Origin of the sequence: Ureibacillus endophyticus (genome assembly GCF_024159215.1) — a bacterium.
GTDB lineage: Bacteria > Bacillota > Bacilli > Bacillales_A > Planococcaceae > Ureibacillus > Ureibacillus endophyticus.
Map to the genome: position 1 here is coordinate 933,075 of NZ_JAMYWW010000001.1, position 25,423 is coordinate 958,497.

At 35.4% G+C, this 25,423-nt stretch carries 21 protein-coding genes and 2 pseudogenes; 19 read left to right on the top strand and 4 right to left on the bottom strand.

The features are described 5' to 3' along the window. Window positions 1-167 precede the first annotated feature (167 nt). Window positions 168-1,850, bottom strand: coding sequence for an Rqc2 family fibronectin-binding protein (locus NKR20_RS04550; RefSeq protein ID WP_253423961.1), 1,683 nt, complete (start codon window positions 1,848-1,850; stop codon window positions 168-170). 292 nt (window positions 1,851-2,142) lie between these two features. Here NKR20_RS04550 and NKR20_RS04555 point away from each other — a divergent pair, with 292 nt between their 5' ends. From NKR20_RS04555 to NKR20_RS04620, 14 genes and pseudogenes are all read left to right on the top strand, one after another. After that, complete coding sequence (locus NKR20_RS04555) at window positions 2,143-3,018, top strand: YicC/YloC family endoribonuclease (RefSeq protein ID WP_253423964.1); 876 nt, start codon at window positions 2,143-2,145, stop codon at window positions 3,016-3,018. A 139-nt stretch (window positions 3,019-3,157) separates the two neighbouring features. Next, window positions 3,158-3,775 (top strand): guanylate kinase, encoded by a 618-nt coding sequence (gene gmk, locus NKR20_RS04560; RefSeq protein WP_121212928.1) that lies wholly within the window; start codon window positions 3,158-3,160, stop codon window positions 3,773-3,775. 6 nt (window positions 3,776-3,781) lie between these two features. After that, on the top strand, window positions 3,782-4,006 hold the full coding sequence (gene rpoZ, locus NKR20_RS04565; protein WP_121212929.1) for a DNA-directed RNA polymerase subunit omega: 225 nt from the start codon (window positions 3,782-3,784) through the stop codon (window positions 4,004-4,006). Between the two features lie 113 nt (window positions 4,007-4,119). Continuing rightward, window positions 4,120-4,659 (top strand): annotated as a pseudogene (gene coaBC, locus NKR20_RS04570) (bifunctional phosphopantothenoylcysteine decarboxylase/phosphopantothenate--cysteine ligase CoaBC); the annotation flags it as partial. Between the two features lie 11 nt (window positions 4,660-4,670). Then, window positions 4,671-7,088 (top strand): primosomal protein N', encoded by a 2,418-nt coding sequence (gene priA / locus NKR20_RS04575; protein ID WP_253423967.1) that lies wholly within the window; start codon window positions 4,671-4,673, stop codon window positions 7,086-7,088. Between the two features lie 72 nt (window positions 7,089-7,160). Continuing rightward, the gene (gene def, locus NKR20_RS04580) at window positions 7,161-7,655 is read left to right on the top strand and encodes a peptide deformylase (protein WP_253423972.1); all 495 of its coding nucleotides are present in this window, start codon (window positions 7,161-7,163) and stop codon (window positions 7,653-7,655) included. A 2-nt stretch (window positions 7,656-7,657) separates the two neighbouring features. Further along, entirely contained in the window at window positions 7,658-8,599 is a 942-nt protein-coding gene (gene fmt / locus NKR20_RS04585; protein WP_121212933.1) for a methionyl-tRNA formyltransferase, read from the top strand. Continuing rightward, window positions 8,596-9,948, top strand: a complete 1,353-nt coding sequence (rsmB, locus tag NKR20_RS04590) for a 16S rRNA (cytosine(967)-C(5))-methyltransferase RsmB (RefSeq protein WP_253423975.1) — start codon at window positions 8,596-8,598, stop codon at window positions 9,946-9,948. The genes fmt and rsmB overlap by 4 nt, the downstream gene beginning before the upstream one ends. 27 nt (window positions 9,949-9,975) lie before the next feature. Continuing rightward, window positions 9,976-11,115, top strand: coding sequence for a dual-specificity RNA methyltransferase RlmN (gene rlmN / locus NKR20_RS04595; protein WP_253423978.1), 1,140 nt, complete (start codon window positions 9,976-9,978; stop codon window positions 11,113-11,115). 5 nt (window positions 11,116-11,120) lie between these two features. Beyond that, window positions 11,121-11,870, top strand: coding sequence for a Stp1/IreP family PP2C-type Ser/Thr phosphatase (locus tag NKR20_RS04600; RefSeq protein WP_121212936.1), 750 nt, complete (start codon window positions 11,121-11,123; stop codon window positions 11,868-11,870). Between the two features lie 2 nt (window positions 11,871-11,872). Then, window positions 11,873-13,864 (top strand): Stk1 family PASTA domain-containing Ser/Thr kinase, encoded by a 1,992-nt coding sequence (pknB, locus tag NKR20_RS04605; RefSeq protein ID WP_253423981.1) that lies wholly within the window; start codon window positions 11,873-11,875, stop codon window positions 13,862-13,864. A gap of 10 nt (window positions 13,865-13,874) precedes the next feature. Continuing rightward, complete coding sequence (gene rsgA / locus NKR20_RS04610) at window positions 13,875-14,756, top strand: ribosome small subunit-dependent GTPase A (protein WP_253423984.1); 882 nt, start codon at window positions 13,875-13,877, stop codon at window positions 14,754-14,756. A gap of 2 nt (window positions 14,757-14,758) precedes the next feature. Next, on the top strand, window positions 14,759-15,424 hold the full coding sequence (gene rpe, locus NKR20_RS04615; protein WP_253423987.1) for a ribulose-phosphate 3-epimerase: 666 nt from the start codon (window positions 14,759-14,761) through the stop codon (window positions 15,422-15,424). Next, window positions 15,424-16,077: a thiamine diphosphokinase gene (locus NKR20_RS04620; RefSeq protein ID WP_253423990.1), complete on the top strand. Its 654-nt coding sequence runs from the start codon at window positions 15,424-15,426 to the stop codon at window positions 16,075-16,077. The genes rpe and NKR20_RS04620 overlap by 1 nt, the downstream gene beginning before the upstream one ends. A gap of 449 nt (window positions 16,078-16,526) precedes the next feature. On the opposite strand, the pseudogene NKR20_RS04625 reads toward NKR20_RS04620, so the two are convergent. The 3 genes and pseudogenes from NKR20_RS04625 to rpmB form a co-directional block, all read right to left on the bottom strand. Next, window positions 16,527-17,455 (bottom strand): annotated as a pseudogene (locus tag NKR20_RS04625) (IS30 family transposase). Window positions 17,456-17,620: 165 nt separating this feature from the next. Beyond that, window positions 17,621-18,829, bottom strand: a complete 1,209-nt coding sequence (locus NKR20_RS04630; protein WP_253422723.1) for an ISL3 family transposase — start codon at window positions 18,827-18,829, stop codon at window positions 17,621-17,623. 187 nt (window positions 18,830-19,016) lie between these two features. Beyond that, on the bottom strand, window positions 19,017-19,205 hold the full coding sequence (gene rpmB / locus NKR20_RS04635) for a 50S ribosomal protein L28 (RefSeq protein WP_097072095.1): 189 nt from the start codon (window positions 19,203-19,205) through the stop codon (window positions 19,017-19,019). A gap of 389 nt (window positions 19,206-19,594) precedes the next feature. Here rpmB and NKR20_RS04640 point away from each other — a divergent pair, with 389 nt between their 5' ends. The 5 genes from NKR20_RS04640 (at window position 19,595) to recG (ending at window position 25,394) form a co-directional block, all read left to right on the top strand. Then, window positions 19,595-19,957, top strand: a complete 363-nt coding sequence (locus NKR20_RS04640) for an Asp23/Gls24 family envelope stress response protein (protein ID WP_121212941.1) — start codon at window positions 19,595-19,597, stop codon at window positions 19,955-19,957. A gap of 18 nt (window positions 19,958-19,975) precedes the next feature. Then, window positions 19,976-21,631 (top strand): DAK2 domain-containing protein, encoded by a 1,656-nt coding sequence (locus tag NKR20_RS04645; protein ID WP_253423993.1) that lies wholly within the window; start codon window positions 19,976-19,978, stop codon window positions 21,629-21,631. 155 nt (window positions 21,632-21,786) lie between these two features. Beyond that, complete coding sequence (sdaAB, locus tag NKR20_RS04650; protein WP_121212943.1) at window positions 21,787-22,449, top strand: L-serine ammonia-lyase, iron-sulfur-dependent subunit beta; 663 nt, start codon at window positions 21,787-21,789, stop codon at window positions 22,447-22,449. Window positions 22,450-22,461: 12 nt separating this feature from the next. Then, a complete protein-coding gene (sdaAA, locus tag NKR20_RS04655; protein WP_121212944.1) occupies window positions 22,462-23,349 on the top strand; it encodes an L-serine ammonia-lyase, iron-sulfur-dependent, subunit alpha in 888 nt (295 codons plus the stop codon). Then, complete coding sequence (gene recG, locus NKR20_RS04660) at window positions 23,346-25,394, top strand: ATP-dependent DNA helicase RecG (RefSeq protein ID WP_253423996.1); 2,049 nt, start codon at window positions 23,346-23,348, stop codon at window positions 25,392-25,394. Before sdaAA ends, recG begins: the two co-directional genes overlap by 4 nt. The last annotated feature ends 29 nt before the right edge of the window (window positions 25,395-25,423 follow it).

Sequence of the window (25,423 nt, forward strand, 5' to 3'; positions counted from 1 at the left end):
AGTTAGGATGTAACTACTTTATTCCTATTTATTAGTACGGTCAATAGTGATTTTTTGAATTGAAAGAAAATTTGTTATTTTTCAAGGATTTATACTAAATTACGAGTAACTAATGGCTTTAATTGAAAAATAAAGAAAAAACGCCCAAAAAAGGACGTTTTACTAATTTATTTCTTTAATTTTAATACGATATCTTCATCAGGAGTAACAAATAGTGTCTTCTGTTCAAAATAGATAACGAAACCAGGTTTTGAGCCGTTAGGTTTTTTCACATGACGAATTTCCGTATAATCTACAGGGACAGAAGAGGAATCTCGTGCCTTACTAAAATATGCACTTAATGTTGCTGCTTCAAATAATGTCGTTTCATCTGGATGATTTGAATGAATAACAACATGGGAACCAGGAATATCCTTTGTATGTAGCCAAATGTCGAATCTATTAGCCAACTTAAAGGTTAAATAATCATTTTGCTTATTATTTTTCCCAACTGATATTTGAATACCAGTAGAAGAAATATATTGTTCTGGTGAAGGTTTTTTCGGTTTCTTTTTCTTTTTGCTTGCTCGCATGCGTAGGTAGCCTTGTTCAGCAAGTTCCTCACGAATTTCTTCAATGTCCGCTGGGGAAGCTTGTTCTACTTGCGCCATTAACATTTCAAAATAACGAATATCATTTTTGGTTTTTTCAATTTGTTCATTTACCATGATTAATGCATTTTTCGCTTTATTATATTTCGTGTAATAGCTTTGTGCATTTTCAACAGGCGTTTTTCGTTCACTTAAAGGAATTGTTATTTGTTCAGAAGTTTCACTGTAATAATTAATAACAGTTACTTCTTTCATTCCTTTTTCAAATTGGTAAAGGTTTGCCATTAACAATTCACCGTATAATTGATATTTGTCTAGTTTTGATGCGTTTTCTAAATCTTTTTGAAGTTTTTTTAATTTTAATTTAAGTTTATTAATTTCATTTTGTAGCCAATTTTCAAGGTCACCCGCTTGTTGTTTAACGCGATCTCGTTCAGCTCTTGCATAAAATACACGGTCTAAAAGACTACTTAAGTTTTCAAAGGTAGTTTCTTGACCTGTCAAATGAGTGAGCTTGGTTGGAGAAAAATAACTTTTCGAATCTACTTCACAATAAGATGGATAGGCGCTCGTTAAAGTTTCATTAATAAATGTCCTAAATACTTCTACTAAATTTCCATCTTTCATTCGATGCAATAGTTCTGTAGCATGGATTGGTGAAAAACCTTTAAACGCTGATACAACTTCTTTTGGTGTTCTTTCTTCAGAGAAAAATTGTATAATATCTGCATCAGAAATTTCTAATGGATTTAGTTTATCCTGCGGTGGTGGACCAATGTATGTTTGACCCGGCAAAACAGTTCTATAACTATTTATTGATGGTGGAAGGTGTTTTAAACTATCGATAATTTTGTTTGTTTCACTATCAATTAAAATGATATTACTATGACGGCCCATTATTTCAATGGTAAGTTTACGAGTAACAGAGTCTCCAATTTCATTTTTACTTTCAATTTCTAACGTAATCATCCGTTCAAAAGGTTCAAATTGAATTCCTGAAATAAAACCACCTTCTACATGTTTACGTAATAACATACAGAACATTGGTGGTTCTGAAGGGTTATCAATGGAGTGTTCGGTTAAATGAACTCGGGCGTATGATGGGTGAATAGAACTTAGTAGCCTAACATTTTCCCCGTTTGCACGTATATGCAGTACAATTTCTAAGGCGTTTGGCTGGTGAATTTTTGTAATTCTACCGGTTACAAGTTTTTGTAACTCATTTGCCATTGCATATGTAAATAATCCATCAAAAGCCATGTGTATTCCTCTTTTCTAAAATCAATTCCGATATGATGTTATAATTTCTTTTTGTTAATTGTTATTACGAATGACTATACTTAAAGTACTAATTTTTATTATTGTAGATTCTAATTCTTTATATTAAGGAAGAAGTTATTGTATTTTCTTCATACAATAACTATCTTATCTTAATTATACTACACATTTTTTTAGTTGCCCTCCAAATTAACTTTTATGTGCTTCATAGGTAATAAGTTGAAAAATTTGTGTTATAATCGAAAATAGTATGCAAAGAAAGGTGTGACGAACCTTGGTACGAAGTATGACTGGTTTTGGCAGGGGTGTCACAACGACAGAAAACTATCAACTAACTGTTGAAATTCGTTCAGTTAACCATAGATTCCTCGAAATATATACGAAATTCCCAAAAGAATGGTCAGAAGTTGAGATGGGAACAAAAAAACTCTTGTCTCAATATGTACATCGTGGGAAGTTAGATGTCACAGTGAATCTAAAATCAATAGGAAACGATGCTGAAACTTTTCAAATTAATTGGCCACTTATAGAAAGCTATAAAAAGGCAAAAAATCAGCTTATTGAAGTGTTGCCCATTGAAGAAAAGTGGACAATGGATGAAATATTTTCACTTGAAAATGCTCTTATTTATGAAAAACAAGAAATTTTACCTGAAGAATTACAGCGTTCGATTGAAAATGCAGTTATCGAAGCTGCAACACATTTAATTGAAATGCGAGAAAAAGAAGGGCAGCAATTAAAGCAAACACTTCTTCAATATAAAGACGAAATGATGTTACAAGTGGAGTTTATCCGAAGTCATTCTCAAACTGCTGTAGAAAAATATCGTGAAAAGTTAATAGATAGAATTAAGCAAATTGCTAGTGGAGAATTGGTTGAGGAACGAATTCTTGCGGAAGTTGCAATATTTGCAGAGCGTGTGGATATTTCGGAAGAGCTCGATCGCCTTAGTAGTCATTTTAGACAACTTGAAGGAACCCTAGAGGAATCTAATTCTATAGGAAGAAAGTTAGACTTCTTATTGCAAGAGATGCATCGAGAAATTAATACAATCGGTTCAAAAAACCAATCATCGGAAGTCTCTGTTGCTGTAGTTCAAGCAAAAACTATCTTAGAAAAAATGCGTGAACAAGTACAAAATATAGAATAAACTAATATCAAAAATTATCATTGACTCGTTTTACGAGTTAATAAAGTAAAAAGCTTACTTTAATCAGGTGTAGTTGTGTTACTATTAATTAACAAAAAATATTGTTTAATAGCAGTAAGTGAGGGAGAAGTAGAGAACAATGAGAAAAGAAAGAGGTTTGTTAATTGTTCTATCAGGCCCATCTGGTGTCGGTAAAGGAACAGTACGCAAAGAGCTTTTTTCAAAGGCCGGCACAAATTATGAATATTCCATTTCTATGACAACACGTGCGCCTAGGGAAGGCGAAGTAGATGGTGTGGATTATTTTTTTAAAACTCGAGAAGAATTTGAAGCGCTAATTAAAGAAGGCGGATTATTAGAACATGCTGAATTTGTAGGAAACTATTACGGTACACCTCTTGCATATGTAAATCAAACACTAGATGCTGGCCGTGATGTTTTTTTAGAAATTGAAGTGCAAGGTGCTGCTCAAATTCGCGAGAAAGCACCAGAAGCTTTATTTATTTTCTTAGCTCCACCTAGTATTTCGGAATTACAAAAACGTTTAGTAGGTCGAGGTACAGAAACGGAAGAGATTATTAAAAAGAGAATTGAAACTGCTCGTGCAGAACTTGAAATGATGAGTTTGTATGACTACGTTGTTGAAAATGATGAAATTCAAAATGCGTGTGACAAAATTAATGCTATAATCGTTGCTGAACATTGCAGACGTGAACGCGTTGAAAAACAATATTTGTCTATGTTGAGAGGAGAATAAATTATTATGTTATACCCATCTATCGATGCTTTAAAAAGTAAAATTGACTCAAAATATTCTTTAGTGAGCCTTGCTGCTAAACGTGCTCGCCAAATGCAAGAACAAGGTGACGAAAAACTACAAGTTTATGTTTCACACAAACCTGTAGGAAGAGCATTAGAAGAAGTTGCTGTCGGTGTACTGAAGAAAGAAAAGCAAGATGAATCAACTGTATACGAAGATGAAGTTTAATCTTTCGTAAAATGCGGTATGTTTTATTAGTTTATATTTGTTGATATGACAAAATTTGTAGCTCCCGGAGAATTTTTCTTTGGGAGCTTGTCATTTGAAAGGATGAATTCATCATGAAAAAAAATATTTTACTATGTGTTTCTGGAGGAATTGCTGTATATAAAGCAGTTGCCCTCGTGAGTAAATTATCTCAAGCAAATTTTAATGTAAAAGTAATGATGACGGAATCAGCACGCAAATTTGTAACGCCTTTAAGTTTTCAAGTGATGTCAAAAAATGATGTTTATTACGATACATTCGATGAAAAAGATTCGAGTGTCATTGCACATATCGATCTTGCTGATTGGGCAGATTTAATCCTCATTGCCCCTGCAACAGCAAATGTAATCGGTAAACTAGCAAACGGGATTGCCGACGATATGATCACAACTACATGTCTTGCTGCTACTTGTCCGGTTTGGTTAGCACCTGCAATGAATGTACATATGTATGATCACCCTGCAGTAAAAAGAAATATTGCCCAATTAGCGGAAGACGGTTGTTCTTTTATTGAACCTTCAGAAGGATTTTTAGCATGTGGCTATGTAGGGAAAGGTCGTTTAGAGGAACCAGAAAAAATTACGCAAATCGTGGAGAATTACTTTAAAGAGGAAGCGAATGCACAATGACAATTTCCGTTGCAGAAGTGATTGTCGATGTGGCAGCTTATCCTGTAGATCGGTCCTTTGATTATTTAATACCAGACGAGATGGTTTCGTTAATTGAGTTAGGAAGCCGTGTGAAAGTTCAATTTGGTCCTCGAAATGTGTTAGGATTTGTTGTTGCATTAAAAGAAGAGACAGATATTCCAAGCGAAAAAATTAAACCTATTTCACAGCTTCTTGATATTGAACCTGTTTTAACAAGTGAAATGCTACAACTTGCGAAATGGTTAAAACATGAAACGATATGTTTTGAGATAGATGCATTACAAGTTATGTTACCTTCCGCATTACGGGCAAAATACGAAAAATTCATTTCTCTTGAAACGGATATCGACAACTTACCAGAAGTACTTAAACCTTTTTTTAGTCAAACTTCTAAGGTGAACTATAAAGATTTTGAGAAAAATAATTTATTGCATCCTTTAAAAACGGCGCTAAAACAAAAGTTAGTTGTGTTAGAAAATGTGGTGAAACAAAAAGGACAAATAAAGGAGGTTCGGAAAGTACAAATTGCAGATAACGCTGAGATTTTAAGAGACATCTCAAATCAAATTTCGAATCGAGCTAAAAAGCAAAAAGTACTTATTGAATGGATGATACAACACGTTGGGGAAACAATGGATCCTGATACTCTTTACAAAGAAACGAATACTTCTTCAGCAGTGTTACAAGCATTAATAGAACTTGGGGCTGCGAAATTTATTCAAGAAGAAGTCTATCGAGATCCGTTTTCAAAAGAAGTGGGTCATACCAAGTCGTTAAATTTAACGGAAGAACAATCCACAGCCCTTCAAAAAATTACTACTGCAATGGAAAATCAACAAACAGAGACCTTTTTACTCCACGGAATTACTGGTAGTGGGAAAACCGAAGTATATTTGCAGGCAATTTCTAAGTGTTTAAATGAAGGAAAAGAAGCAATTGTATTGGTTCCGGAAATTTCTCTTACACCTCAAATGACGGAACGATTTCGCTCAAGATTTGGTGAACTTGTCGCTGTTATGCATAGTGGCTTATCTGTTGGAGAGAAATATGATGAATGGCGAAAAGTACATCAAGGTAAAGTAAAAGTCGTTGTTGGGGCAAGGTCTGCTATTTTCGCTCCTTTTGAAAATGTAGGTATTATCATTTTGGATGAGGAACATGAATCAACCTATAAACAAGAAGATAACCCAAGATATCATGCGCGGGATGTTGCGATTTGGCGTGGAGAATACCATAAGTGTCCGGTAATTTTAGGTAGTGCAACGCCATCTTTAGAGTCTTATGCGCGGGCAAAGAAAAATGTCTATTCACTTCTTACCTTAAAAGAAAGGGCGATGAAACAAGCCTTACCTACTGTCCACATTGTTGATTTAAGGGAAGAATTGAAAAAAGGGAATCGTTCGATGTTTTCACAAGAATTATTAGAATCCATCGAAAGTCGATTAAATAAAAAAGAACAAACTGTATTATTTTTAAATCGTCGTGGCTACTCTTCCTTTGTTCTTTGTCGGGATTGTGGGACTGTATTGCAATGCCAAAACTGTGATATTTCATTAACTTACCACCGTTCAAATGAAAAGTGTAAATGTCATTACTGTGGCTATGAAATATATGTACCGAAGACATGTCCACAATGCCAAAGTGAGCATATAAGATTTTTTGGTACCGGAACACAAAAAGTTGAAGAAGAATTGTACAAGTTTTTCCCACATGCACGAGTATTAAGAATGGATGTTGACACAACAAAAACAAAGGGTTCCCATGAACAAATATTAGAAGCTTTTGGTGAAGGAAAGGCAGATATTTTGTTAGGTACCCAAATGATTGCAAAAGGTCTAGATTATCCAAACATAACTTTAGTAGGGGTTCTTAGTGCGGATACATCACTACATTTACCGGACTTCCGCTCAGCTGAAAAAACCTTTCAACTATTAACACAGGTAAGTGGTCGCGCTGGTAGGCATGAGAAAAAAGGTGAAGTAGTTATTCAAACCTATACACCGGAACATTATGCGATTGAATTATCTAAAGACCAGTTTTATGAACCTTTTTATGAACGCGAAATGATGATGCGTCATCAAGCAGGATATCCTCCATATTACTATTTAGCATTAGTTCAAGTCTCCCATGAAGATGTAATGATGGCTGCAGATTATGCTCAAAAATGTGTGGAGTGGTTACGATCAAATCTTTCGTTTAACGTATCGATTATCGGTCCTACTGCAGCTGGCATTAGTCGCCTCCAAAATAGATATCGATATCAATGTTTGATAAAATACAAAATAGCACCTGAGTTGATTCCAACACTAATGCAACTTATTAAACTTTATCGTTCAGAATGGATTAAAAAAGGCTTATTGTTATCCATCGATTTAGATCCAACAATGATTTAATTTGAAGTTGGAACGATATAAAGTTCCAACTCCTTTAATTTATTATAGAAGTGTAGAAAGAGGTAAAAAATTATGGCAATTAAAGATGTAGTAAAATACCCTGCAAAGGTACTAACGGAAAAATGTAAAGAAGTTACGGAAATTAATGAAGAGATTATTACACTTCTTGATGATTTATACGACACAATGGTTGAACATGATGGTGTTGGAATTGCAGCTCCTCAAATTAATGTACCATTACGAGTTGCAATAGTAGAAATCGGTGAAGAACGTGACATTTTAGAAATGATTAATCCTACAGTAATCGAAACAGATGGTGCTGAAGTTGATATAGAAGGATGTCTAAGTTTCCCAAATCTTTTTGGAGAAGTAGAAAGACCTACATACGTAAAAATTGAAGCATGTGACCGAGAAGGCCGCGTATATGAACTAGAAGCGGGTGGTTTCGATGCCCGTGCAATACTTCATGAAATTGATCATTTAGACGGCGTATTATTTAATTCAAAATTAATTCGAGTAGTAACAGAAGAAGAATTAGCTGAAATGTACGGTGAAGAGGAGGAATAATCTTGACGAAAATAGTTTTTATGGGCACACCTGATTTTAGTGTACCAATTTTAAGAATGATACATGAAGAAGGTTATGTAGTAGCAGCAGTAGTTACTCAGCCAGACCGTCCAGTTGGGCGTAAAAGAGTTTTAACTCCTCCTCCTGTAAAAGAAGAAGCGATGAAATTAGGTCTACCAGTTTTACAACCAGAAAAATTAAGAGATTCTCAAGAATTACAAGAAATCATTGCACTTAAACCAGACTTAATTGTGACAGCTGCATATGGTCAAATTTTGCCGAAAAATTTACTCGACACACCTCCTTTAGGTTGTGTGAATGTTCATGCTTCACTATTACCAAAATATCGTGGTGGTGCACCAATTCATCAAGCGATTATTGATGGAGAAGAAAAAACAGGTGTAACGATTATGTATATGGCAGAAAAATTAGATGCAGGAGATATTATTTCCCAACGAGAAATCACAATTGAAGATTCAGATAATACGGGTATCCTGTTTGATAAATTAAGCGTTTTAGGAAGAGATTTATTAAAGGATACACTTCCATTAATTATTAATGGAACCAATGAACGAATTGAACAAGATCACTCAAAAGCAACTTTTGCCCATAATATTTCACGTGAACAAGAAAGAATTGATTGGTCAAAAGATGCGAGAGTGGTATTTAACCAAATACGTGGTCTTTCTCCTTGGCCGGTAGCTTATACGACTCTTAATGGCGAAAATATCAAAATATGGTCAGCAAAAATGGGGAATACTTCATCTAAAGAACAAGCTGGCAAAGTCGTAAAAATCCATAAAGAAAGTTTTGAAATTGTGGCTGGAAATGGTGAAACAGTTGAAATTCTCGAATTGCAGCCTGCAGGAAAGAAACGAATGACTTCAGAGGATTATTTGCGCGGCACAGGAATGAAATTATCGATAGGGGACCAATTTGAATGACAAAAAAGAAAGCGACTATTTGGGATGGTAATGTGAGAGATGCAGCTTTAACTATACTTTTAGCTGTAGATAAGAACCAAGCCTATAGTAATTTACTATTAAACCAAACAATCAATAAGTATAAAATTGATTCAAAGGATAGAGCCTTACTAACTGAAATTACTTATGGTACTTTACAGCATAAGTACACTCTTGATTATTACTTAGAACCATTTATTCGTGGAAAACTAGATCTTTGGGTAAGATGGCTACTGCGCCTTTCTGTATATCAGATTGTTTACTTAGATCGTGTTCCAGACCATGCAGCTGTCAATGAAGCGGTAGAAATCGCTAAAAGAAGAGGACATAAAGGGATTTCTTCAACAGTAAATGGCATTTTACGCTCAATACTTCGTCAAGGTACGCCATCTATCGAAGAAATTAAGGACCCAATTAAACGTTTAGCCATTGAAACAAGTCATCCAGAATGGTTAGTTGAACGATTTATTGATTCTTATGGATTAGAGAAAACAACTGAAATGTTACATGAAAATAATGTTCCACCTACTCAAACCGTACGAGTAAATAAAACAAAGGCATCAGTAGAAGAAGTACTTCAACTATTAGAGAATGAAGGGATTACTGCAAAACAAAGTAGTGTGATTCCTGAATGTATACACTTGGTTAATGGGCAAGCTTCTAGAACGAATGCGTTTAAAGAAGGATACATTACAATTCAAGATGAAAGCTCAATGATGCCAGCCAATGTTTTAAATCCACAAAAAGGTTGGCGTATTCTCGATATGTGTGCTGCACCTGGTGGTAAAACAACACATATCGCAGAGAAGATGGATAATGAAGGTTCAATTTTAGCGACCGACTTACATCCACATAAGCTGGATTTAGTTGATGCAACATGTAAACGTTTAGGGTTAGATATTATCCAAACAGCACCGATTGATGGGCGAAAAGCAGCAGAATATTTACAACACGAATCCTTCGATGCAGTTTTAGTGGATGCACCTTGTTCAGGTCTTGGTGTTATGCGTCGAAAACCAGATATTAAATATACAAAACGAGAAGAAGATTTTGAAAGTCTGCATAACATTCAACTAGCGTTATTAGATAATGCTGTAAAAGTATTAAAGCCAGGTGGACGACTTGTTTATAGTACATGCACAGTGAATACTAGTGAAAACGAAGAAACTGTTCAAGTGTTTTTAGCGTCTCATCCAGAGATGAAATTAGTTGAAATCGAAAATTTACCGGAACAACTTTTACAACGTGGACAGCATGGCATGATCCAAGTATTTCCTCAAGACTTTGGAAGTGATGGATTTTTTGTAGCAGCTTTTCAAAAAACTACTTAGATAAACAAAAGGAGAATCCAATTAAAAATGGATGAAAATAAATTTAACGAACGTATTCAAGACTTAGTAGAAGAGGCTGAACAAAAGCCCCGTCGTCGTGAGAAAAAGGAAAAACCTCAACTAAAAGAATCAATTTATTCTTTACGATTAGATCAATTACAACAATGGTTAAAAGACAATGGGGAAAAAGCATTTAGAGCTACCCAAATCTACGAATGGTTATACGAAAAACGAGTAAAAACCTTCGATGAAATGTCAAACCTGTCAAAATCGTTACGTGAAAAATTAGAAGCGAATTTTGCATTAACAACACTTTCAACAATTATTAAGCAAGAATCAAAAGATGGAACAATTAAATTTCTGTTCCAATTACAAGATGGATACTCTATTGAAACCGTGTTAATGCGTCATGATTATGGAAATTCTGTTTGTGTAACAACGCAGGTAGGTTGTCGAATTGGTTGTACGTTTTGTGCATCAACTTTAGGTGGATTAAAACGTCACTTATTAGCAGGTGAAATTGTTGAACAAGTAGTAAAAGTTCAACAAGCCTTGGATGAAGTGAATGAGCGAGTTTCACATATCGTAATTATGGGTATTGGTGAACCATTTGATAATTACGATGCAATGATGAATTTCTTAAAAGTAATTAATGACGATAAAGGTTTAAATATTGGTGCACGTCACATAACTGTTTCAACTTCAGGAATTATACCAAAGATATATCAATTCGCTGATGAACAATTACAAATTAATTTTGCCCTATCTTTACACGCACCGAATCAAGAATTACGTCAAAAATTAATGCCAATTGCTCGTGCATATAAGTTAGAAGAATTAATGGAGGCCATTCGATATTACACAAATAAAACAGGTAGACGAGTAAGTTTTGAGTATGGTTTATTTGGTGGAGAAAATGATTCGGTTGAACATGCAGAAGAATTGTCAAAATTAATTAAAGGAATTAAATGCCATGTTAACTTAATTCCTGTAAACTATGTACCAGAAAGAGATTATGTAAGAACACCAAGAAATCAAATTTTTGCCTTTGAAAAAACTTTAAAGAAAAATGGGATTAACGTAACAATTCGTCGTGAACATGGTTCAGATATAGATGCTGCTTGCGGACAATTAAGAGCGAAAGAGAGAGCGCAAGAGACGAGGTGACAACTGTGAAATATACAGTCGAAAGTGATATAGGGCGCAAACGTAAAGTAAATGAAGATCGGGTTGCTTTTTTCGAGCGCCCTGATCATTTAAAGCTGGCTATCTTAGCTGATGGAATGGGTGGTCATAATGCAGGCGATGTTGCAAGCGAAATGGCCATCAAAGAGATGGAAAAAAGTTTTTTGCAAATTAAAGCAGAAGACATAAATTCCTCAGAAGCAAAAAAACGCTGGCTTTATGAAGTTATCTCAGAACTAAATACAAAAATTTACAATCATTCTTTATCACATGAAAGCTGTAAGGGAATGGGTTCTACATTAATTGCTGTTTTAATAGATGGTAATAATTGTTTTATTGCCCATATTGGTGATAGCAGAGTGTATTATTTTACACCTGAAGCTGTTACTCTTGTGACAAGAGACCATTCCTTTGTCAATATTTTAGTTGATTACGGTGAAATTAGTGAAGAAGAAGCAGAAAATCATCCACAAAAAAACTTTATCGTAAAATCACTAGGAACAGAAAGCACGATAGAACCAGATTTTTATGAACTGATGTTGGAAAATCCATCCTATGTTTTAATTTGTTCTGACGGTCTAAGTAATAAACTTTCCACAGATGAGATGGCAGCAATTTTAACCTTGCCAATGTCATTAAAGGAAAAAGGAAAAAAACTTGTTCAGTTAGCAAATGAATCAGGTGGAGAAGACAACATTTCTGTCATTTTATTATCCTTAGGTGATGAGGAGGTGTAACGATGTTAATTGGTAAACGAATAAATGATCGATATAAAATTTTGCAACTAATTGGTGGCGGAGGAATGTCTAACGTCTATCTAGCTCATGATATTATCTTAAATCGAGAAGTTGCTGTAAAAATTTTACGTTATGATGCATCCAATGAGGAAGAATTTCACCGCCGTTTCCAAAGGGAAGCATTATCTGCAACGAGTCTCCTTCATCCGAATATTGTAAGTATTTATGATGTTGGTGAAGATGGAGATATGCATTATATTGTCATGGAATATGTGAAAGGCAAAACGTTAAAGCAATACATAAATGAGTTTTCGCCTTTGTCGCCTTCCCGTAGTGTGCAGATTATGAAACAGTTAACTTCTGCAATTGCCCATGCCCATGAAAATCAAATTATTCATCGAGACATTAAGCCACAAAATATTTTAATGGACCAAGATGGAAATATTAAAGTAACGGATTTTGGAATTGCAACGTCATTAAGTGCCACTAGTTATACAAAGACGAATTCAGTAATTGGTACGGTACATTACTTATCTCCCGAGCAAGCAAGGGGAGGCTCAGCTACAAAAAAATCAGATATCTATGCTTTAGGGATAGTTCTCTATGAATTACTAACAGGAGAATTACCTTTTTCGGGAGAGTCTGCTGTGTCCATTGCATTAAAACATTTGCAAACAGAAACTCCTTCCTTACGTGCTTTTGATGCATCAATACCGCAAAGTCTAGAAAATGTCGTTTTAAAAGCAACAGCTAAAAACCCAGATCATCGTTACGCTTCTGTTGAAGAAATGGGAGAAGACTTACGAACGGTTTTATCACCAGATCGTCTAAATGAACTGAAATTTACTCCTCCAATTGATGATGATGAAACGAAAGCAATTCCAATTATAAAAGAGCGTATGCCATTAACGGAAATTGCGAATACCAAAGTATTGTCACATGAGATAAAGGAGAAAGAACCTGTAGTTGATGAAGTAAAAACGAAGTCAAAAAATAAATCAAAGACGAAAACGAAGCCCAAAAAGAAAAATAATAAAGGGAAAATCGTTAGCATTATTCTAGCTATTATTGCAATTATAACTCTTTCCGCATTTTTAGTAATCAATTTAATCACTCCTTCTAAATTTGAAATTCCAGATGTTTCAAATCTAGATGTTGAAGAGGCAACGAAGAAGTTAGAAGATGCAGGCTTTGTTGTTGGTGATATAAGGGAGAAAAACTCAGATGAAATTGAAGAGGGACTCATCATTGAAACAAATCCTAAAGCAGGCTTAACTCGTGTTAAAGGTACTGAAATTAATTTAATTCAAAGTATCGGTAGTGAAAAGATTGAGATGAGTGATTATGTAGGTCAGTCAATTAACCAAGTGACTTCTATACTTGAGAATGCTGAATTTGCAGATTACGAAATTACTGAAATTTATTCTCCTGAAGCAGCAGGTACTATCCTTGAACAGGAACCTAAAGCTGGGGAAGAAGTTAATCCAAAGGAAACAATTGTTAAATTAACGATAAGTAAAGGAAAGAATTTTGTAACAGTTTCAAATTTAATTGGTTATAATGAAGCTGCATTAAAAGAATTTGAACGTACTTCAGGGTTAAAAGTAAAAGTGAAAAATACTGTACATCATGATACTGCACAAGCGGGAACAGTTATTTCACAAAATCCAGCACCAAATGCCAAAATAGAAGCTGGTGGAACAATAGAAGTTGATATTTCAAAGGGCCCAGCAGCAAAACAATCAAAAGTATATTATAAAGATATTGTTATTCCGTATGAACCAATAAATCTAGGGGAAGAACAAAAAATTCGCATATTTATTCAAGATAAAAACCAATCAATGGGAGAACCGACTGATGAATTCACAATTACAGAAGACCGTAAGTATCGAATTTCATTAGAAATTGAAGAAGGCTCTAAAGCGGTTTATCGAATTGAACGAGATTCCATTAATATCGTAGAAGAAACAATCCCATATGAGACTGTAAACTAGGGGTGAAAGGATGGCGCAAGGCCAAATTCGTAAAGCTTTAAGTGGATATTATTATGTTGAGCAAAACGGAGAACTAATTCAATGTCGCGGACGAGGGGTTTTTCGCAATCGCGGAGAATCTCCCCTTGTCGGTGATTTTGTTGATTTTACTAAAGAAGGTGACTCGGATGGAGTGATTGTGAAAATCCATCCAAGAAAAAATGAATTAGTTCGCCCACCTATTGCGAATATTGATCAAGCCTTACTTGTGTTTTCAGTAAAGGAACCTGATTTTAATACGATTTTATTAGATCGCTTCTTGGTTGTATTAGAATCATTTCAAGTAACTCCAATTATTGTGTTAACAAAAACGGATTTATTGACTGAAACAGATCAAGAAACGATTCAAACGTATATCCAACAATACAAATCAATTGGATATGAAATCATTGAAACTTATAAAAATGACCCAACATTATTAGATAGATTACAACCTGTTTTAGAAGGAAAAACATCTGTATTGGCAGGTCAATCTGGTGTAGGGAAATCTACATTATTAAATACACTCTTACCAAACTTAAATTTACAAACAGGGGTTATTTCACAAAGTCTTGGTCGAGGAAAGCATACGACACGCCACGTGGAACTGATTGAAGTAAATAATGGGTTATTAGCAGATACACCAGGGTTTAGTTCCTTCGATTTCGACACAATTGCGAAAGAAGAACTAACATTATGCTTCCCTGAATTTTCCGAATTAAGGGAAGGTTGTAAATTTCGAGGGTGTTTACACATAAAAGAACCGAAATGTGCAATTAAAGATGCCTTAGAAACAGGGGACATCCAGCCACATCGTTACGAACATTACCAACAATTTTTACAAGAAATAATTGATCGAAAGCCGAGGTACTAACAATGATTAAAATTGCACCATCGATCCTAGCAGCAAATTTTGCAAAACTAGGACAGGAAGTAAAAGAAGTAGAAGAAGCAGGGGCAGAGCTTATTCATATTGATGTAATGGATGGACATTTTGTTCCTAATATTACAATGGGACCAATCGTAGTGGAGGCATTACGTCCACTTACGACATTACCACTTGATGTTCATTTAATGATTGAAAATCCTGATAGCTATATTGAACAATTTGCAAAAGCAGGAGCAGATTATATTTCTGTTCACGTCGAAGCATGTAGACACTTACACCGTACAATTCAATTAATTCGTTCATATAATATAAAGCCTGGTGTTGTATTAAATCCTCATACTCCAATTGAATTGATTCAACACATTTTAGAAGATGTTGATTTTGTTTTATTCATGACAGTAAACCCTGGTTTTGGGGGTCAAAAATTCATCTCATCTGTTGTGCCTAAAATTGAAGCACTATCTAGAATCATTAAAGAGCGTGGGTTAAACATTGAAATTGAAATTGATGGTGGCATAAACGCAGAAACAATTGTTCCGTGTGCAAAAGCAGGTGCGAACATTTTTGTTGCTGGATCAGCTATCTATAATCAAGAAGATCGTGCTACTGCCTTACAACAAATTAAAGCTGCTGGCGAGGCAGCATTAGTGTAATGTCAATCGTAGTCATTTGCTCGGGCGGCCCCTACGAAGATATTTATCCATTAGAACGTTTTAAAAGCATTGAGGATGTAGTATTCATTGGCGCTGATTACGGATCTATACATTTATTAGATGCTGGAATCATCCCGACAGAAATCCTTGGTGATTTTGATTCATTATCTGATGAAGATTGGGCACGTGTTACAAAAGTAGTGAGACATATTGATAAGGCAAAAGCAGAAAAAGACGAAACGGATACTGACCTAGCTTTATTAAGAGCGATTGCTTATCAACCTACTGAAATTTATTTAACAGGGGTTACTGGAGGGCGTCTTGACCATTTTGAAGCGGCAATACGTTCAATTTATAGATTACAATTGGAAAATCCTCATATTGTAATAAAAATTATAAACTCCCATAATGAAATTCGCATACTATTGCCTGGCAAACATAATATATTACGAGATGAAAAGTTTCGATATATTTCGTTTTTTGCTTTTGAAAAAACAGTAGAAGATGTAACATTACGTGGGGTAAAATACGAGACTACAAATGAAACAATTGAAATTGGAACTTCTAGATTCACAAGTAATGAATTGATTCTCGAGCAGGGGTATATCTCTTTTTCATCAGGCATATGTTTAATGATAAGAAGCAGTGATTAAAAAGGAGGGCCCAATTTTGCGAGTTTATACATTTCAGTTACCTAAGTTTGTTAGTAGCCTTACACGTAGTTGCATCAATTTATTTACCGGCGGCGGAAAGAAGAAAAAACGCAAGGAATAATAATATTTTTTATTCGTTATTTTATTACGCCGGTCATTTTTATTGGATGCACAAACTAAAACTTTCAGCTGAAGAAGGAGGCGTCTCATATTATTTTGAGACGCCTCCTTCTTAATATTTGATATATTCCTTTTTTCTAAGATAATCCTAGTAACTTTATGTGACTCTCTATGAAGTTGTGAATTATTTTTGAAATATGAAAGAAATTTTGTATAACTTTTTTGCCGCAAAGTTGTATTGTATTTATATAAATCTTTTTACTTTAAAACAAGTTGTGATCAGGGCAAATTAATATACTTGCTTCACTTCATAATAAAATGATACTTTGTCAAATTAAGTGCAACAGTTCTTCCTGAAACGCCTCGTATGCAGTTTTCCAACCAAGACATTTTCTTGGTCGATTGTTGATAAGTTTAAGTGCTTGTTCCATCTCTTTTTCCGTTACGTGATCAAAGTTTGTTTTCTTTGGGAAGAACTCACGTAAAAGACCATTCGCATTTTCGTTACTGCCACGTTGCCATGATGAATAAGCGTCCGCGAAATAAACTTGGATATTTAAGTCTTTTTCGAGTACGTTGTAACAGCTAAATTCTTTTCCGCGGTCAGTCGTAGCCGTTAATATTGAGCCATTTGGTAGTTCTTGATATAACCATTTAACGGCTGCCTCCATTGCTTGAGCAGAACGGTTTGGAATAAGTACAGCTTTATACCAGCGAGTTTTGCGTTCAATAAAGGTAGCGACACAGCCCTTTGCTTGGCCACGTCCAGAAACAACAGTATCCAGTTCCCAATGACCGAATGTTTCACGTTTACGTACATACTTAGGGCGTTTGGAGATTGGTGTACCAATATTGAATCGACCTCTTGTTTCACGCGGTTTTTGGCGTTTCCCTTTTTGACGAAGTGTGGAAAGAGGCACCTCTAATAAACCGTTGTAAATCCAACGATAGATACTTTTAAAACTTAGCTTTCCTGGATATAAGCGTCCGACAATCTGTTCAGGTGACCACCCAATTTTTTCTGAACAACTTCTTTTAACTTAGGTGTTAGTTTAGACTTAGCTCCACACTTCGATTTATTACTATGATATCGAGCTTGAGCCTCTTCAGGAGAACAATTTAGATGTCGTCGTAACTCTCTTGAAATTGTAGATGGACTTCTCTTGAGAAATTCTGCAATTTGTCGAATAGAATAACCTAACTCAAAGTAAGTTTCTATTTTTGAACGTTCAGATATAGTAAGATGAGTATAGCTCATAACGATTCCTCCTTTGATGTTTGTGTGGTAACTAACATTTTATACGAGGTCGTTGTGGGCTTCTTCTATTTTGACTTACAGGTGTTGCACTTAATATTACAATCCGTCAAATAAAAAGGTTCTTAGTCAAATGTTGGGGTGATGTGTTCTTGCACGTCACCCTTGTTAACCTAAATGAACCCCGATTTCTTTATATAAATCATTTAATAAAATCTTTGCTTTAAAATGCTTAAAACTTCTAAAACCATAAGCATTTCGTTTCATTACCTTCGATTTATTATTAATGCCTTCTAGAAATCCATTTGAATACCTAAAACTAAAGCTATTCAAGATCTCTACTTGCCAATTCTTAAAAGTTTGAATCGCTTTTATGAATGCTGGAATCTTTGCTTCTTCTACCTTACGGTAAAAAGCTTCTAATCTCTTTTTAACTTCTGTTATATCATCAGTTGTTTTTGCCCAATCAAACCATTTACAATAGGCTTCCTTAAGTTCATAGGCTTTTCTCAATTCACTAGACATCCCTGTATAGCGTCTTAAATACCAGCGATTCTTCTCTGTTAACTTATCAAACCGTTTATATAAGACATGGCGCATTTTCTTACACTTTTTACGATCATAAGGATGCCATTCTTTCTGCACTTTACGACGTACTTCATCTAGTGCCCAATAAATATAACGAGAAAAATGGAATCGATCTGCTACGATAATGGGGCGATTTAATGCTTTTCTAACAGCTGCCTTAAAACTTGGATTCATATCCATTACCACTACTTCTACAGCTGCTCCATATTTCATTAAATAATCCTTAATCGTTTCTTTGCGTCGATTTGGTAAAATATCAATCGGTTCGTGTGTTTCAGCGTTCGCAATAATTAGTTGATAGGTCCCTGCATCGGTATCTCCCTTATATTCATCGATTGCAATACATTTCGGTAAATGTACTCCCTCTTTTAACTGTTCTTTTACAACATTTTTAAAGCGACGAATTACAGTTGAACTAGATGTTCCAAGGACTTCTGCAGTTTCCTTAAATGTCTTTGCTTTTACTGAACGAATTCCAACAACTTGGTTCCATTCTTTTGAGTAACGTTGATATTTATCCACGAAAGGGGATTTTTCTGAGAAGCGTTTTCCACATTCGCATACATAACGACGGCGTTTATAAAAAAGGATAGTTAATCTTTCAAACCATTTTAAATGCTTAATTTTTTGAACTCGATAATCATGAATTTTAGAGGTCATTCTCTTACAAACTGGACATTGATGTTCTTTCTTCGGAAGCGACACGTATAAAGCCACACGGTCTCCAATCTCCTCCATCTTATGAATTGTTACATCTTTTAATCCTGGTATATTCATGTTAAAATTCATATTGCACGTATCACCTTTCATAACTTGTTTCTCGTCAATTCAAGTATATCGAAATCGGTGGTTACGTGCTTTTTTATTGTCAAAAATTGTAGTAAAACCCCAACAAATATTATAGAACCATAAAATAAAAAAACATCGACTTTTACATGATGTAAAAATCGATGTTTTTTAATGGTATTGAGTCGTATTAAACGCGTTCAACTTTACCAGATTTTAAAGCACGAGCAGATACCCATACACGTTTTGGTTTACCGTTAACTAAGATACGAACTTTTTGTAAGTTAGCACCCCAAGTACGTTTGTTAGCGTTCATAGCGTGTGAACGGCTATTGCCTGAACGAGCTTTACGACCAGTTACTGCACATTGTTTAGGCATGTATATTCCCTCCTTACAGATGAATCTGAAAGCTTGTTTTTCAGTTCGTTATTTCACATACTTTAATAATTTAACATAGCTCGTGATTCTATGCAACAATTTTCGCATAACCTTTCAAGAAAAAATACTTTACACAACAAAAAATATATTTCGTTATTTTTACATTAAATATGATACCAATAAAATTAACAATACTTGCATAATGATGTTAATCAAATGCACAATAAGTAGACGAATACCAACGTTTTCTTTTATAATCAATTTTTGTGTAGTACAATATAGATTAGTTTAGTCTCTAAGTTTGTCGTTAAAATCGAGATACATGTTTGTTACAGTAGCGGATAACTACAGAACTTTTTATCCCAAATTAGCCAAGGAGGCAAAAATTTATGTCACTAGAAATTAAAAATGATTTTGGCCAAATTGATATTGCAAATGATGTAATTGCTCAAATTGCTGGTGGAGCGGCAATCGAATGTTACGGAGTTGTCGGTATGGCATCAAAACATCAAATTCGTGATGGATTAACAGACATTCTACGAAAAGAGAACTTCGCAAAGGGCGTAATTATTCGTCAAAATGGACAAGACCTTAATATCGATATGTATATCATTGTAAGCTATGGAACAAAAATTTCGGAAGTAGCTTATCAGGTCCAATCAAAAGTGAAATACACTATAAATAAAACATTAGGTATGAGCGTAAATTCAGTTAACATATTTGTTCAAGGCGTTCGTGTTATGAATGTGTAAGAGGAGGATTTAAATCGGATGAAGTCACTAGACGGAATCAAATTTGCTGAAATGGTGCAGATGGGAGCTCACCATCTATCGCAAAATGCAAGTTACGTTGATTCATTAAATGTATTCCCTGTACCAGATGGAGATACTGGAACGAATATGAACCTTTCCATGACTTCCGGTGCAAAGGAAACGCAAAGTAATGCAGATCAACATATCGGGAAAACTGCCCAAAGCTTATCTAAAGGATTATTAATGGGGGCACGAGGAAATTCAGGTGTTATCTTGTCTCAACTATTCCGTGGTTTTGGGAAATTCATTGAAAAAGAACAAGAGATTGATGCACAAAAATTCGCTGGTGCATTCCAAGCTGGGGTTGATACGGCTTATAAGGCAGTTATGAAACCGGTTGAAGGTACAATTTTAACTGTTGCCCGTGAAGCTGCTGCAAAAGCTGTGGAAGCTGCACAAACGGAAACAAGCATTATTTCTGTGATGGAAGTTGTCGTTAAGGAAGCGAAAAATTCCTTAGACCGAACTCCTGAATTACTCCCTGTATTAAAAGAAGTTGGGGTAGTCGATAGTGGTGGACAAGGCTTACTATTCATCTACGAAGGTTTCCTTGCCTCTTTAAAAGGTGAAGCATTACCAGAAAAAAATACAGCTTCATTAGATGATCTAATTAGTGCGGAACATCATCGTGCTCAAGATTTCATGAGTACAGAAGATATTGTATTTGGATATTGTACTGAAATTATGGTTCGTTTTGAAGAAGGCAAAGAACCATTTGATGAAGCAAAATTCAGAGAAGAACTAAATGTTATGGGAGATTCCCTATTAGTTGTTTCTGATGATGAAATTGCAAAAGTACATATCCATTCTGAAACACCTGGTGCTGTACTTACTGCAGGTCAAAAATATGGTAGCCTAATTAAAATTAAAGTAGACAATATGCGTGAACAACATTCAGCAATTGTAAATGATGATTCTAATCAATCTACTTCAAACACTTCTAACAAAGTTGAAAAACATCCGTATGCTGTTGTAACCATTGCAATGGGGGAAGGTGTTGCAAACTTATTACGTAGCATTGGTGCTTCATATGTGATTGAAGGCGGACAAACGATGAATCCATCTACTGAAGATATCGTGAAGGCAGTAAAAGCTATTAATGCTGAACGAGTGTTAATCTTGCCGAATAATAAAAATATCGTTATGGCTGCGGAACAAGCGGTTGAATTATTAGATATCGAAGCAGCAGTAGTTCCTACGAAAACAATTCCTCAAGGGATGGCGGCAATTTTAGCCTTTAATCCAGAAGCATCTGTTGAGGAAAATAAAACAAATATGACGAACGCATTCTCACATGTGAAAACTGGTCAAGTAACATATGCAGTTCGCGATACATCGATTGATGGTGTAGAAATTCACAAAGATGATTATATGGCACTAGCTGAAGGTAAAATCGTACTTTCTACGCCGAATAAAATGGATGCGGCTCAAAAAGTAGTCTCTCACCTTGTAGATGAAGATACTGAGATCATCACGGTACTTTATGGTGAAGATGCTTCAGAAAAGGAAGCAGAAGAGCTATCACAATTTATTGAGGAAAATTATCCAGATGCTGAAGTTGAAATAGTAGAGGGTAAACAATCACTATATCCATTTATCTTATCAATTGAATAAAACTTTAAGACAGTACTTGTGTATTTAATTACATGTACTGTCTTTATTTTTTGAATTCTATTTATTTTGATTGTTAAAGAATGTTCATGTTAAACTAGGCTTACAATGTACTATAATGATAATTTCGTAAAATATTTTTTAAAGGAGAGAGTAGGTTGAAATTTACTTCAGTTTTTGACATTATCGGACCCGTTATGATTGGCCCCTCTTCTTCACATACAGCAGGTGCGGCACGAATTGGACGAGTTGCACGAGATTTATTCGGACGTACGCCTAAATGGGCAAAAATCCATCTTTATGGTTCTTTTGCGGAAACTTATAAAGGTCATGGAACAGATGTGGCGATTATTGGTGGGTTATTAGATTTTGATACGTTTGACGAACGAATAAAAACATCTTTTGAACATGCAAAGAAAATAGGATTATCCTTTGAATTTATTGCAGAAACAGCAAACAAAGAGCATCCTAATACGGCACGAATTGTTTTGGGAGATGACACTGGTGAAATGTCTATTGAAGGGATTTCCATCGGTGGAGGGAAAATTGAGGTAAGTGAAGTAAACGGTTTCAAATTACGTTTAACAGGTGGAATGCCTGCTTTACTCGTTGTACATGATGACCGTGCAGGATGTATTGCGAATGTTGCGAACTGTTTAGCAATGCATAATATAAATATTGGTCATATGGAAGTTTCTCGAATTGAACGTGGATTGACTGCTTTAATGGTTATTGAAGTCGATCAAAATATTGATGAGAAAGTGATTCAACAAATTTCTTTAATTCCTAATATTACAAAGGTATCTAAAATAAACAATTAAGGAGTGGGCGAATTGGACGTATTATTTCATAATGTACGAGAATTAGTAGAATTGGCGGATAAAGAAAATAAGCTCATCTCTGAAATCATGATCGAGCAAGAAATGAAAATTAGTGGTCGGTCAAGACAAGAAATATTTGAACAAATGGATAAAAATTTAACTGTGATGGAGCAAGCAGTTGAACGGGGACTAAAAGGGGTTCGTTCTGTATCAGGACTTACTGGTGGTGATGCGGTTTTACTACAGAATTATATTGCGACAGGAAATAGTTTATCCGGTGATTTACTTTTAGATGCAGTTAGTAAAGCTGTGGCAACAAATGAAGTAAATGCTGCAATGGGTACAATTTGTGCAACGCCAACAGCTGGTTCTGCTGGTGTTGTACCAGGCACACTTTTCGCAGTGAAAAATAAATTAAACCCAACACGTGAACAAATGATTCGTTATCTATTTACTGCAGGTGCCTTTGGTTTTATCGTGGCAAACAATGCATCTATTTCTGGTGCAGCTGGGGGATGCCAAGCGGAGGTCGGTTCTGCTGCTGGTATGGCGGCAGCATCCATTGTTGAAATGGCTGGAGGGACACCTGCTCAATGTGCTGAAGCGTTTGCAATTACTTTAAAAAATATGCTCGGCTTAGTTTGTGATCCTGTAGCAGGACTTGTTGAAGTACCTTGTGTGAAACGAAATGCAATGGGTGCTGCAAATGCTCTTGTTGCTGCAGATATGGCATTAGCAGGAATTTCAAGTCGTATCCCTTGTGATGAAGTAATTGGTGCAATGTTTAGAATTGGCCAGACAATGAATCCAAATTTAAAAGAAACAGCTCGCGGTGGTTTGGCGGCTACTCCGACAGGTAAGGAAATTGCTGCTAAGATTTTTGGGAGTGCAGTAAATTGACAATTAAAGAGTTTGAAGCAGTAACTGAACTAAAAGGGATTGGAAAAGAAACAGCAGAACATTTAGCAGAGATGGGAATATTTACAGTTCAAGATTTAATTTGGACATTTCCTTTTCGTCACGAAGATCAACGACTAAAGGATTTAGCTGAAACACCTCATAATGAAAAAGTGACAGTGGAAGCAAGAGTTGAAAGTGTGCCTTCTGTTCTCTACCTTGGAAAAAATAAAACGAGAATACAAGTAACAGTACTTGCTGGAAGACATTTAGTGAAAGTTGTTTTTTTTAATCAAGCGTATTTACGAACGAAATTAACTCCAGGTTCAATTATTACGGTTTCAGGTAAATGGGATCGAGGTAGACAAGTTATCAATGGTACGTCTATTCATTTTGGTCCAAAAACAGATCAGACAGATTTTGAACCGGTCTATAGTTTGCGTGGATCACTTCGTCAAAATAGATTTAGAAAGTATATGCGTCAAGCGTTAGATGTAGCGGGAGAGAACTTAGCGGAGACTCTCCCTTTGCATTTAATACAGAAATATAAACTACCTTCACTTTTAGAAGCATTAGAAGGCGTTCATTTCCCTAAAGATGCAGAGCATGCAAAACAAGCTAGAAGACGATTTGTTTATGAAGAATTATTGCATTTTCAGTTGAGGATTCAAGCATTGCGTAAAGCTCGTAAAAGTGATGAACAAGGTACGATAATACAATATGATCTTAAGAAATTAAAAAAGTTTATAAGTACAATTCCATTTGAATTAACAAATGCTCAGAAAAGGGTTGTAAATGACATTTGTAAAGATTTGAAAGAACCTCATCGAATGAATCGACTGTTACAAGGAGATGTAGGGTCAGGTAAAACAATTGTAGCAGCTATCGGACTTTATGCAGCGGTAACAGCTGGCTTTCAAGGCGCTTTAATGGCACCGACCGAAATTTTAGCGGAACAACATGCAGAAAGTTTGAAAAGTTGGTTTGATCCGATTGGAGTTCGTGTCGCTCTACTTTCGGGTTCTACAAAAAGTAAAGAACGAAAAGTCATTTTAGAGCAATTACATAATGGGGAAATAGAAATTTTAATTGGTACCCATGCGTTAATTCAACCTGATGTTGTCTTTTCGAACTTAGGATTTGTTATTACCGATGAACAACATCGATTTGGAGTAGAGCAAAGACGTATATTAAGGGACAAGGGAATTAATCCTGATGTTCTTTTTATGACAGCAACTCCAATACCGAGAACATTGGCTATAACGGCATTTGGTGAAATGGATGTTTCGATTATTGATGAATTGCCAGCAGGTAGAAAGCAAATCGAAACACACTGGCTAAAAAAGGAACAATTGAATTCAGCTATCTCGAAAATGGAAATAGAACTTAGACAAGGAAGACAAGCATATGTAATATGTCCTTTAATTGAGGAATCTGATAAATTAGACGTTCAAAATGCTGTTGAAGTGTATGAGCAGCTTGCAACCATATTCCACGGAAGATATAAAGTCGGACTAATGCATGGGCGATTACATCCTGATGAGAAGGAGCAAGTGATGCGTGCCTATTCTGAAGGAGAAATTCATGTATTAGTGTCAACGACAGTCGTCGAAGTAGGGGTAAACGTTCCAAATGCATCATACATGTTAATATACGATGCGGATCGATTTGGACTAGCTCAGTTACATCAATTGCGCGGCCGAGTTGGACGAGGACAACACCAGTCTTATTGCGTATTATTAGCCGATCCAAAATCTGATGAAGGAAAAGAGCGGATGATGTCTATGACTCAAACGAATGATGGCTTCCGTTTAGCTGAAAAAGATTTGGAATTACGAGGACCAGGCGACTTTTTCGGTAAAAAGCAAAGTGGTCTCCCTGAATTTAAAATGGCAGATTTAGTACATGACTATAGAACACTAGAAGTTGCTCGACAAGATGCCGAAAAAATAATCTATGATAAGAACTTCTGGGAAAATGAAGAGTATAGATCTTTAAGAGAAATGTTAGAAGAATCAGGAGTACTCTCAGGCGAAAGAATGGATTAACTTAAAATGGACGTAACTTTATGTTGCGT

Coding starts and splice junctions, on each gene's coding strand:
- def (WP_253423972.1), top strand. CDS start 7,161: ATGGCAATTAAAGATGTAGTAAAATACCCTGCAAAGGTACTAACGGAA.
- rsgA (WP_253423984.1), top strand. CDS start 13,875: ATGGCGCAAGGCCAAATTCGTAAAGCTTTAAGTGGATATTATTATGTT.
- NKR20_RS04620 (WP_253423990.1), top strand. CDS start 15,424: ATGTCAATCGTAGTCATTTGCTCGGGCGGCCCCTACGAAGATATTTAT.
- NKR20_RS04640 (WP_121212941.1), top strand. CDS start 19,595: ATGTCACTAGAAATTAAAAATGATTTTGGCCAAATTGATATTGCAAAT.
- rpe (WP_253423987.1), top strand. CDS start 14,759: ATGATTAAAATTGCACCATCGATCCTAGCAGCAAATTTTGCAAAACTA.
- priA (WP_253423967.1), top strand. CDS start 4,671: ATGACAATTTCCGTTGCAGAAGTGATTGTCGATGTGGCAGCTTATCCT.
- NKR20_RS04645 (WP_253423993.1), top strand. CDS start 19,976: ATGAAGTCACTAGACGGAATCAAATTTGCTGAAATGGTGCAGATGGGA.
- rlmN (WP_253423978.1), top strand. CDS start 9,976: ATGGATGAAAATAAATTTAACGAACGTATTCAAGACTTAGTAGAAGAG.
- NKR20_RS04630 (WP_253422723.1), bottom strand. CDS start 18,829: ATGAATTTTAACATGAATATACCAGGATTAAAAGATGTAACAATTCAT.
- NKR20_RS04550 (WP_253423961.1), bottom strand. CDS start 1,850: ATGGCTTTTGATGGATTATTTACATATGCAATGGCAAATGAGTTACAA.
- rpoZ (WP_121212929.1), top strand. CDS start 3,782: ATGTTATACCCATCTATCGATGCTTTAAAAAGTAAAATTGACTCAAAA.
- gmk (WP_121212928.1), top strand. CDS start 3,158: ATGAGAAAAGAAAGAGGTTTGTTAATTGTTCTATCAGGCCCATCTGGT.
- pknB (WP_253423981.1), top strand. CDS start 11,873: ATGTTAATTGGTAAACGAATAAATGATCGATATAAAATTTTGCAACTA.
- rpmB (WP_097072095.1), bottom strand. CDS start 19,205: ATGCCTAAACAATGTGCAGTAACTGGTCGTAAAGCTCGTTCAGGCAAT.
- rsmB (WP_253423975.1), top strand. CDS start 8,596: ATGACAAAAAAGAAAGCGACTATTTGGGATGGTAATGTGAGAGATGCA.